Source organism: Halobacillus rhizosphaerae (genome assembly GCF_046719735.1).
GTDB classification, from domain to species: domain Bacteria; phylum Bacillota; class Bacilli; order Bacillales; family Halobacillaceae; genus Halobacillus_B; species Halobacillus_B rhizosphaerae.
The window spans coordinates 87,694-97,230 of sequence record NZ_JAUTWQ010000003.1; the positions used below are offsets into that span (position 1 = coordinate 87,694).

General features: G+C 32.3%; 11 protein-coding genes. All 11 read right to left on the reverse strand.

Going from position 1 to position 9,537, the window contains the following annotated elements; all coding sequences use genetic code 11:
- Positions 1 to 3: 3 nt before the first annotated feature.
- Positions 4 to 456, reverse strand: a complete 453-nt coding sequence (gene rnhA, locus Q7A53_RS05435) for a ribonuclease HI (protein ID WP_411788114.1) — start codon at positions 454 to 456, stop codon at positions 4 to 6.
- Positions 444 to 725 (reverse strand): hypothetical protein, encoded by a 282-nt coding sequence (locus Q7A53_RS05440; protein ID WP_411788115.1) that lies wholly within the window; start codon positions 723 to 725, stop codon positions 444 to 446. Before Q7A53_RS05440 ends, rnhA begins: the two co-directional genes overlap by 13 nt.
- Before the next feature lie 227 nt (positions 726 to 952).
- Positions 953 to 1,219 carry a hypothetical protein gene (locus tag Q7A53_RS05445; RefSeq protein WP_411788116.1) on the reverse strand — a complete coding sequence of 89 codons (267 nt, stop codon included), beginning with the start codon at positions 1,217 to 1,219 and terminating at the stop codon, positions 953 to 955.
- Positions 1,220 to 1,280: 61 nt separating this feature from the next.
- Entirely contained in the window at positions 1,281 to 2,957 is a 1,677-nt protein-coding gene (locus Q7A53_RS05450; protein WP_411788117.1) for a single-stranded-DNA-specific exonuclease RecJ, read from the reverse strand.
- Positions 2,917 to 3,291, reverse strand: coding sequence for a hypothetical protein (locus Q7A53_RS05455; protein ID WP_411788118.1), 375 nt, complete (start codon positions 3,289 to 3,291; stop codon positions 2,917 to 2,919). The genes Q7A53_RS05450 and Q7A53_RS05455 overlap by 41 nt, the downstream gene beginning before the upstream one ends.
- A gap of 195 nt (positions 3,292 to 3,486) precedes the next feature.
- Positions 3,487 to 4,566: a hypothetical protein gene (locus tag Q7A53_RS05460; RefSeq protein ID WP_411788119.1), complete on the reverse strand. Its 1,080-nt coding sequence runs from the start codon at positions 4,564 to 4,566 to the stop codon at positions 3,487 to 3,489.
- Between the two features lie 39 nt (positions 4,567 to 4,605).
- On the reverse strand, positions 4,606 to 6,150 hold the full coding sequence (locus tag Q7A53_RS05465; RefSeq protein ID WP_411788120.1) for an ATPase domain-containing protein: 1,545 nt from the start codon (positions 6,148 to 6,150) through the stop codon (positions 4,606 to 4,608).
- A 21-nt stretch (positions 6,151 to 6,171) separates the two neighbouring features.
- Positions 6,172 to 6,741 carry a hypothetical protein gene (locus tag Q7A53_RS05470; RefSeq protein WP_411788121.1) on the reverse strand — a complete coding sequence of 190 codons (570 nt, stop codon included), beginning with the start codon at positions 6,739 to 6,741 and terminating at the stop codon, positions 6,172 to 6,174.
- 109 nt (positions 6,742 to 6,850) lie between these two features.
- The gene (locus tag Q7A53_RS05475) at positions 6,851 to 7,411 is read right to left on the reverse strand and encodes a nucleoside/nucleotide kinase family protein (protein WP_411788122.1); all 561 of its coding nucleotides are present in this window, start codon (positions 7,409 to 7,411) and stop codon (positions 6,851 to 6,853) included.
- Between the two features lies 1 nt (position 7,412).
- Positions 7,413 to 8,321, reverse strand: coding sequence for a 3D domain-containing protein (locus Q7A53_RS05480; RefSeq protein ID WP_411788123.1), 909 nt, complete (start codon positions 8,319 to 8,321; stop codon positions 7,413 to 7,415).
- Between the two features lie 66 nt (positions 8,322 to 8,387).
- Positions 8,388 to 9,461, reverse strand: a complete 1,074-nt coding sequence (locus tag Q7A53_RS05485) for an AAA family ATPase (RefSeq protein WP_411788124.1) — start codon at positions 9,459 to 9,461, stop codon at positions 8,388 to 8,390.
- Positions 9,462 to 9,537 lie beyond the last annotated feature (76 nt).

Sequence of the window (9,537 nt, forward strand, 5' to 3'; positions counted from 1 at the left end):
ATTTCATCCTCCTATTTCATCCATAGCTTTATTTGCTAACTGATCTGCTAACTCATTTCCACTTTCCCCAGAATGTCCTTTTACTTTCGACCACTCTACACTTTCTTGATTGTCAGAAAGTAGGAGTAATCTTTGCCAAAGTGATTCATTCTCAACAGGTTTACCATCAGATTTCTTCCAGTTTTTCTTAACCCACTTCTCAACCCATGAAGTCATTCCATTACACACATAAGCACTATCTACACGCATTTCAATTGGGATGTTTTTTGTTTTAATGGCTTCTAATGCTTTGATACAAGCTGTGAGTTCCATTCGATTATTCGTGGTGTTTTGCTCTCCACCAAATAATTCTTTTGTTTTGCCTTTATATTCTAAGACAGCACCCCAACCACCAATATTTTCTGCATGTTGATTCCCACGACAACCACCATCACAATATATAATTATTTTTTGCAATTGTCCAAAACCGCAGTTCCAGTTGATTTCTTTGTAATTGAAGTAACTTGTATGCCAAGTTGATTAATTCTCAAATATTGAACTTTGTCTTTTAGAAATTCTATAACTTCATGAAGTTGTTCTCTATGACAAAATGCATATCTTGCACTTACGTTACCATCTACTACATTCCCAAAGAATACTACATGATCTGGTTCAACATGGTAGTTTTTACGCTTGTAATCTCTTAAATGATTATTTAATTCTATTCTCAAATTTTCTATAGTCATTTTATTATTTTCTCCTTTTTAGTAAAATCTAAAATTACCTCTTTAAAGCATATTTCAAGCACCCTAAAATTTGTATAAAATGAATATTTTATTAAAAGACTTTCTCTTTAATCCTAACTTCACCACATTTGCGACACTTTCTCTTGGTTTGTTGAATCCTATAATTACCAACCTCTGTATTTCTTAGAGACTTAAATATATCCCATTTATGAAAACAATTATTTTTGTCAAACATCTTTATCTAGAACCTTTTTTGTCTCTTTATTAGAAAGCACCTTTGTCTCTTTTGGCAAATTCTTGGTGTTCTTTCGTTTCTTCAAAGCTCTGAATTTATCTACGAATTTTTCATAACTCTTTTCATCTACCATTTTCCAACATACAGAAACAAACTTCCAAGTCACATTCGTCAAGACAAACACTACAACTACTGCAACAGCAAAGCCAATAACATTACCAACTACTCCCATGAAACCAAGCAAAATATCTGTAATCATTATTTACCTCCTAATATGTTTTCTATATAAGAAAAGGTGAGAATGTTTTCCCACCTGTATTTTAAATCAAAGCATAATCTTGAAGAACAACCTGTGGAATAACAACCTTTTTCTTTGTTTTAAAATTAAACCACTGATTGAGTTTTAATTCTCCAACTGCTTCTAAGTCATCAAAAGGTGCTAGATCAGAAGCATATTCTTCATCAACTCTAAACCTAATTAATTCTAAGTTATTAAATGTAGTTATTTTAACTGTCTCTCTGGTTTCTCCTAAAACTGCCGTATCATTTACTCGTATTCCAGTTACTTTAACTATAATTTTAGGGAATCCACTACCACAAACAAGATTAAATTGTTGAATTGCTTTCATATATTCATTTATTTCTGAAACATCTAACTCTAAATCATAAAGGGCAAACGGTTCTTTCTCGGTCAGTGTAGGCATTAGACGATCAATGTAAGTTTTAAGATTTTCAATATGTTCTTCTGCAAGAACAAATCCACCTGCTCCTTTATGACCGATAACTTCAATATCATTTTCAAATCCTTTAAGAAAGTCTAAGAAGTTGAAATTGTTGTAGCTTCTAAAACTACCACTCAAATAGCCTTTATGTAATCGACCTACGATAGCAGGTCTTCTATAATTATCTGTAAGCTGTTGTGCAACTAAGCCATTAAATCCTTTGGATGACTTATCATCCATAACAATAAGCACTTTTTCATCTTCATTGATGGCATTTGAATATTGCTCAAAGATTTCCTTCTGTCTTGCTTTTCTGGTTTTATTTAACTTATCCATTTTCAATCGTAATTTTTTACAGATTTTATCATCATCTTCAAGAAGGATATCTATTGCTAATTTAATTTCTCCCATTCTCGCAACTCCATTTATTAGAGGTGCAATGGTAAATCCAATAGCAGAACAATCAACATTATAAAGATCAACTTTACCGCCTTTTAGTATCCTTACAAGACCTGTATTCGTTATGTTTCTTAAACCATGCATGATGAGATAACGGTTTTCAAGTACATCTACTCTCATCATATCTGCATACATCCCAACTGCAACTAAATCAATAAATTGCCAAACATCTACTTCGTCTAAAGTATCCTCTATGACTTGTAATACTTTGAATACAACTCCTGCACCAGAAAGAAATTTATTAGGATATAAACAATCTTCCTGCTGTGGATTAACCATAATACAATAAGGATTTTCTTTTTCAATAGCATGGTGGTCTAGAATGACAATATCTGTTCCTGCTTTGATAATCTTCTTACAGGTTTCGGGATCATTTGTAGAAGAGTCTATTAAGATTAAAAGGTCTGCATCTTCAATTTTTTCTCTATTGCTAATACTTCTATTCAATCTTTCCTCTTCAATGTCTTCTGTGATCAATATTTGTTCTGTAATTCCATGACCGTCATTTCTTTCACCATAAATAAAGTCAACATTTTCAGTATAGTTAAAAAGATACCTCATCATTATTGTACTTGATGTAAGACCATCAGCATCACAGTCGTATGAAATCACAATATTTTCTTTGTTCATGATTGCTTTAATAATTCGATTACTTGCTTCTTCGATATTTTTTAATAAGTAGGGGTCATGAAGTTCTTCTGATGTAGGTTTAAGAAATCTTTCTGTATTCTCAACCCCTCTTATCTTAGCTATCTGATCTACAGGAGAATCACTACTATTTGGCTTCTCTTTCGCCTTCCTCTGAATCCATTTCATATCCTAAACTTGCTCCCTCTGATTCAAGGTGGAAATCTTCATTGGAAATTTGCATATTCAACTCGCCCATTTCTTGATATCCTTTAACAGCATCCATCATGGTTTCCATCCTTTTAAGACTATCAAAATACTGGTCAAAACTAACTTCAACAATATCATTTTCTAATTTTTGGTCAGAAGAATATTCTCTTACAAATTCCATAATCTCTGTCATTTTTTCAATAGAATAACCCTTTTCAAGTAGTTGATTTGTTAGATTTTGGTGATGACCACTGACTCTTAAAAATAACCCCGAAGCTGTTAGTTGATTGGCAACCTGTGCAAAATTTTCCATTTTCTCATTTCCCCTTTAAATAATTATTTGTTGTTCTTGTAATAATAAGATATGGAAACATTCTCTTATTGTTTGGGCATTAGTAGAAAATGGTTTCAAGCCCAAACTTTTCTTTTTTGTTTCTGTAATGTAATCTTACTATTATTTGTTGTGCTTGTCAATGCTTTTCCAAACAAAAACACGAATAAGTGTTCGTTATTTTTCGACATTAAATTCGATTTCTTCTATTGCTTCAAGCATTTGTTTCCACACATCAAATCCTTTATCAATAGGAGAGTCTTTATGATTGAGTAAATCATTTCGGTCAATCATTTTATACACCTTTCTGTTTGTAAACAACTGTCCAGATTCATCTATTTCTTTTTCCTTTAATCCTTTGTCGTAGCAGAGAATTATTTCAATATCTAAACCAAGTTGTTTTATTGTATGGACTTGCTCTTCCGATATTTTAGATGCACCTATGGCAAGAGTATTATAGACACCTAGATCAAACATTTTCATACAGGATTTTTCACCTTCGAATATAAATACCTTTTTCTCCATTAGAATATAAGGAAGTGCGAAGTGAAAATTAAACCATTCATAACCATTATTACAACGGTGAAGATAAATGTATTTCTTTTCTAAATCATCTTTGTCATGCATGATCCTTCCTTTAACACCTACTAATTTTCCAAAACGATTGCGAATAGGTACGGTTATTCGCTTAGTATCTAAGTCAAATCCAATACCGTACATTATTTGTGTTTCTCTGGATATACCCTCTTTCACCCAATCATCAAATGGGAGTGGTTGATCCCAATAGAAATACTCATTTAATACTGTCTCTGGGAGAATAGGGTTAGGTTTAATTTCTTTTCTTCTTTTTTTGTTATTGGTAAATTGTCTTAGGCAAGCTGTATAATCTTTAACTGCCATAGTACCTTTTTTACCTTTTAAATATTGAGTCCATCCAAACAATTCACAAATGAAAGTCTTGGCTTTTTGTAGATTTTGTTGAAGTTCTGCACCCCTATGATCAAAATGAATATAATTTACCAGATTAAAAATATCACCCTCAAAATCTGCTCTATTTCTAATACTGCAAGACATAAATTCATTCATCTTTACTTGAACTGCTCTTTTATTGGTGCTGTAAAACCTTTCTGGCAACTGTGCTGTAATTAAATGACCACCCTGTTCAGACTTCACATAATCACAGGAGATAGCTTCGAGAAGGTCTTCTACTTTGTCTTCATTTACTAATTTTTCTTTTATTTTCTTTAAATCAGACAACCTCAACCTCTCCTTATGTGATTATATGTTGCACTTTTATTATCTATTACCTTTGTCATTTGCTACAAAACACCATCCAATTTCCTTGAAATGGTTATTATTAAATGAAGGTTCAATAACTAGGACAGCTTGACCATTATCATTTGTTTGACCAAAACGATTTTTTGGAGTGAACCATAGGTAATATGTTTTACCCCACTCAAGATAAAACTCTTCTCTTCTATATTCACCATCTTCACCTTTGACATTTCTCCAACATTTCAAAGGTTTTGCTTTAGCACTATCACTGTAGTATTCAGATGACCATACAGGTCTAAACATATACATGATACTTGCTTCGTTTTTGGATGCTTTACCTTCACCAATAGCTTCAAAGTCAAGATATTTATTACGGATAGCACTATCTGCTAACTGGAATGTAACAACAGTTCTTAGATTCATTCCACCTGCATTTTTACGTGTGAGTCTATAAATTACTTTCATATCTTCTACAAAAGTTTCCCAACGTTTTTCATACTGAGAATTGTCTGACACTTTATGAGTGTCAATTAAAAGATTTGTGTATCCTCTGTTTGCCCAAAACCGTACAATTTTTTCTAAATCTTTCATCACGTATTTTTCCATGAATATGATCTTAATTAAGGCTTCATTTCCTTCTGTTAGCTCATGCATACGATTGAAAGCTTTAGTAATTTTATCCTTATCAACATCAGACAATTTTCCATTTTTTAATTTCTTCCGATCAAGACCAGTATGAAATTCATGCCACAAGATACTAAGTACGATTTTTTCACGAAATGCCTGTGCATCTTCCTCATTCAAGATAACAATAGCTTTTTCATTGTTTACTACACAACTCATTACAAATTTTTCAGAAGTAATAGATGATTTACCAGTACCACCAAATCCACCTATCATTGTCACATGTCCTCTTGGAGTACCTTGAGAAATGCTTTGAAGTAATCGACTATTATAGTAAGGTAGCATATCTGCTGATTCTTCTATGAGTTTTCTAATATATTCTTGAGGGTCTATGTATAGGTTTTCAGCTTCATACCTATTAATGTTATCTAATCCAATTTTGTTTGCTTTATCTGTCCAATAAGAGGCAAGGAGTTCCCTTGGCATCTCTTTCCAGTTATACCTTCCCTTTTTAAGGAATACTTTATCACCAAATAATGCATACAGTTGTCTGATAGTATAATTCCTTTTAATGCTTTCATAATAGTGTTCAATGTTTTCACTGTTGTATTTAACAATTTCTACGGCATCTTCAATTGTCGTTAATCCACCATATTTATTAAATTCATCTTCTATATTGAAATCCTTCACAGATTTCATTACTGAAATATCATCAAACTTCTTGATATTCTCATCTTGGTACAGTCTTCTACCTAATTCAAAGTAGAAGCCCCAAACTTCATGAATAAATTCATCTTGAGATATTGTATCTGAATATTCTGTATAATGATTAAAAGGGTCAGACCAACAAAGTCCAACGAAATAAGCTTCATTAACCTCTGCTTTGGTTCTTATTTCTTTTACTTCTTTCTCAACTAACTCTTGAGTTGTATCTTGCGCCATCTATGTACCACCTTATCTTACTTAGTCATCTAGGAAATCAGAGAGTTCAACTTTATCCTTCCTCTGCTTTTTATAGCTAGATTCATAATCTTCTTCCACTTGGACTATTTTAGGTTGTTTCTTGATTCTCATTTCCTGCTCTTCACGATCTTTGATTCTCTGGTCTACTACATATAATTTATCTAAAATAATTCTAAGTGCATATTTAAAAGCAGAAGTGAAAGATTCGAAGCCCTTTTCTCCATTCCAATATCTAATTGTGTCTGCACAAAATTCAAAGGTTTCTTGAATAACAGGATAAGGATACCCTTCTTTATAGCGTTTTCCTGTCTTTTGTCCACTTAATGCAGGTTCTCCATTTCTTATCTTTTGTAAGAAAGGATATGCCTGTTCTGGTAATGGATCAACACCATAAATTTTTTGAATACATATTCGAAGGTCATCTAATTGCTTTTCTTCTACAGCTTGAAATTCTTTTTGTTTTAGTCTCTCTTGGTAACATAATTTATGATAATACTTCTTCAAAGGTCTTTTCTTACCAACCAATTCAAATTCCATATCTTCTACCAAAGTGTCATCTAGACCACACATTTGACACTTTCTTGTTCTCTTACCTATTTTAATCACCCCTTATGAGATTATTTTATCATTATTTGTTGTATAAGTCAATAAAAAGATAAGACCTCTCATTGGAGAAGTCTTAATTAAATACCCAAGGTCTAACAATTTTATCAATCACTTCAATTGATTTGTTAGTTTTGATTTTATGAAATTCTACATCTGGGTAATCATTCAATAATTCTTCAAATAACTCAGTGTATGCATTTTGTTGCCATATAGATTCTTTGACACTTTCTTCTGCTTTACCGAATGGTACTTTATCACGAACCAATCTTTCTTTTAAAACTTCTGGATCAGCCTTTAAGTGAAAGATTTTAACCTCATTATTTGTTGCAAATAGATGTTCATTTAATTGATTATAAATATCTGTGAAATCATAATTCTTATATTTCTTTGAGAAAATCTGCTCTGAAAAATAAAATCTGTCAAGAATAATATTGGAATCATGATCCTCCATAAACTTAAGGAAATCCAACCAAGAATAATAGTATTCTCTTACTTTTCTGAGTCCTAATTCACCATCATCATGAAAACCAGTAGGATTAATTAAAGTTGTATGTGGAATCATTTGTCTGAATCGGTGTGTTAGGGTAGATTTTCCAGTACCTCTAGCACCTTCAAATATAGCGATATTTGCCAATTTATTTTCCTTCTCTCAATACAGTAACAGTTGCTTGGAAACTGATATTCTTTTGACTTGAATCGTCTGTTAGGATATCAATATGGTTTCCTATGATAGCACCACCAGTATCTAAAGCAATGGCATTAAACGTTCCATTTGGAGTCTGTACTTTCACAAGTGAATAAAGAGGTATTACACTAGGATCAACTGCTATAATTCTCATACCGTTGTAATACATAGTGTTTCTAACATCTACACCTGTTGCTGTAATACCAGAACAGCCAGAATCACATAATGCAATATAATGCGTTGCAAATACATTTAATGTTCTACCAGAAGTTTTATTACTACTACTCTTTATGGGTTTCTTGACGCTCTGAGTAGAAATTGTGCTATGGTTACTTGTTTTCTTTATTGCTTTTTGTTTATCTTCTTTTTTTGCAACTACCTTTGTTGCCTTATGTACTTGTGGTGCTTTATGTACTTGTTTTTCTGCTTGTGCTTTTGCTTCTTCTTGTTTCTTTTTTAGTGCTATTTTTGCATTTTTAGCTTTCTCAGCCTTTTCTGCTTTTAATTGTTCATAGTTTTTTTTTAATGTGCTATTGATTTCTTCTAGAGAATTAATCTTCTTTGCTTGGGCTTTCTTCTCTGCTTTGAGTTCTTTAATCATTTTGTCTTTAGTTAAGATTGATTTCTCATTTTCTTTTACTACTGATTTTAACTTTTCGGTTTCTTTAGATTTAACTTTCAAATCACTTGACAACTTATTAATTGTATTTTCTTTGTCTTGCAAGACTGTTTCTTTAGTCTTGACTTCCTGCATCAACTCTGAATTTACCTTCTTAACTTGTAGTCCTGCACCGATTGAAAGCCCTAAAGCTATAACCAATAAGACTACTGCTGTGGTTAGCCATCTTACCTTACCCACCATATCACTCCTGTTTATGAGAAAGTTTGGTAGTCACTTGATCTACCAAACTTTCTATTGATTTTATTAAACGTTCTTTACAATATCTAAAACTTGTTTCAAAAGCTCTGAATCATCACAAAGTTTATAATCTGGATTACCTAACAACTCTTTAAATTTAGGAACAAGTGTTTTCTTAGTTGATCTTTCAAAACCATCAATGATTTCACTAATTTTTTCTTTTAACTTTTCTGGTGAATTATTGGCTTTTTCAATTGCTCTGTCAGCTTTTTCCTCAGTCTTTTGTTCCTCTTCTTGCACTGCAACCTCAACTGCTTTCTCGTCATTATCATATAGGCTTAAAACAGCCTCTTTAAAAGCATCAAGGAACTTCTTAGGTTCATTGTCAATTGTTGCAGGAAAATTACGGAAACGAGTTCCACATAAGATATTTCCGTCACTTCTAAATCGCAATACACGACTTTCTACTGGTTTTCCATCTTTACCTTTTTCAACTAATAGATCACCATAGATAATCATATCTGCCTCACGCTCAATAATATTAGATGTTTTACCTAATACATTGAATGTAGTGTAATCATATTCAAAACCGTCTTTATTCTTAACTTTTTGAGATTTTTCATGTCCAATAATAAACACTCCAAAACCTGCTTTTTTAAGACGATCAATTTCACTATAGATAAATTCTGCTACCATGTTATATCCCTTACCCCAAGGAATATCTGTAATGTCTGCATAACGTGTTTCTGGTTGATCTTGAAAGTTTGCTTTTCTGATTGTATGTGCAATTGCATAACGCTCTAGGGCAGTTATTGTATCAATAATAATGAATCGGAAAGGGATATCTTTTTTGTTTTCGATAAGCTCATCAACAACTTCCATAAACCCTTTCTGCTCTTTATCAGTTTCATCCTCTGCATACTCAAATCCTGTTACTGGAATAGCATAAACACCATTCATTGTCTTGTAACCAATCTCAGTGGCAAGCAGAAGTGTACTGTCTAGAGTGCCGTAAAATTCTTTCGCTAAATCTATTGCAAATGTTGTTTTACCAAACTTTGATTTTGCCAACATGGAAATGAAATAACCTTCAAGACTAGCTGTTGGTTTGTTTGGTTTAAGATTTTTTAAAAAACTCATTTTATAAAATTTTCCCCTTTTTCACATTTAAATGTGATGGGGAGTTTCCATCTATGTAACTCCTATGTTTGTTGTG